This is a genomic window from Sphingopyxis granuli NBRC 100800 (assembly GCF_001591045.1).
Classification (GTDB): domain Bacteria; phylum Pseudomonadota; class Alphaproteobacteria; order Sphingomonadales; family Sphingomonadaceae; genus Sphingopyxis; species Sphingopyxis granuli.
The window spans coordinates 1-1,343 of record NZ_BCUA01000135.1; the positions used below are offsets into that span (position 1 = coordinate 1).

A 1,343-nucleotide genomic window follows, 5' to 3' on the forward strand; every position below is an offset into this window, starting at 1 on the left:
TGCGCAGAAACCCAAATCCCCGCAGACCATAGGAAGGCGTCGGCCGGACGTCCACCGCCGCGCCGTTCAAATTATCCTTTGCGCGCGCAAAGCCGAAATGGCGTCGGCGTCATAGCCGAGTTCGGCCAGGATCGCGTCGCTGTGCTCGCCGACCTGCGGCGCGCGCCGCGATGGAATCTTCGCGCTGGCGGACAGGTCGACCGGCGCGCGGATGACGGGCGCCGGCGCGGGCGTGCCGGGATAGGCGACCGGCTCGACCAGCCCCATCGCGGCGACCTGCGGCTGCGCCAGCGCTTCGCCCGGCTTGAGCACGGGCGCCGCCGGAACGCGCGCCGCCGCGAGTTCGGCCAGCGCCTCCGCGCTGGTCCGTGCGATGCACCAGCCCTGCATGATCGCGCTCAGTTCCTCGCCATTGTCGCCGCGCAAGATGTCGCTTGCGAAGCGCGGATCGGCGGGCAGTTCGGGCCGCCCCACCAGCGCCGCCCAGCGGGCGAAGATCGGGCCGCCGACGATCTGCGTCACGATCCAGCCGTCGCGGGTACGGAAAAGGTCGGTCGGGGCCGATCCGAAGCTGCGGTTGCCGATCGGCTGGCGCTCGATGCCGTTCAGCGCCTCGTCGATCGTCAGGCCGTTCGACATGGCGAGCGCGGTGCCGAGCAGCGATCCCGACACGCACTGCCCCTGCCCCGTCGCCTCGCGCTCGCGCAGCGCGAGCAGCACGCCGAAGGCCAGATGCAGCGCGGTCCCGAAATCGACATAATTGACCTGCGCGCGATAGGGCTGGCCGGGCGTGCCGGTCAGATGGACGGTGCCCGACATCGCTTGCCCGATGGCGTCGAAGCCGACGTTGCGCGACAGCGGCCCATCGCGGCCGAAGGCGGACGCCGTCGCCAGGATGATCCGCGGATTGATCGCCGACAGGCTGTCATGGTCGAGCCCCAGCTTCACCAGCACATCGTGCGGCAGGTTGGCGACGACGACGTCTGCCGTCTCGACGAGCCGCCGGACGATCCCGCGCCCTTCGGGGCTACCCGGCTTCAGCGTCAGGGAGCGCTTGGCGCGGTTCATCTGCAGGAACATCGCCCCCGAACCGTCGGCGGCGACCGGGACGGTGAAGCGGTCGTCGTTGCCGCCCGGCGCCTCGATGCGGATGACGTCGGCGCCATAGTCGGCAAGCAAGGCCGCGCAATAGGGCCCGGCGATATAGCGCCCGAAATCGAGCACCCTGATTCCCGTCAGCGGCAAGACATGCTTCTCCTCCTGCTTCGCCACCATCCCATGGCTCGTGGGGATTCGGATTTCGGCATGCTGCCTCACCCGTTCGTCATGCTGAACTTGTTTAG

Annotated in this window: 1 protein-coding gene; it reads right to left on the bottom strand. The window is 69.3% G+C overall.

What is annotated here, in order from left to right:
• Positions 1 to 66 precede the first annotated feature (66 nt).
• Positions 67 to 1,343, bottom strand: a 1,277-nt coding sequence (locus SGR02S_RS18545; RefSeq protein WP_369691232.1) for a CaiB/BaiF CoA transferase family protein, incomplete at its 5' end; no start/stop codon positions are given.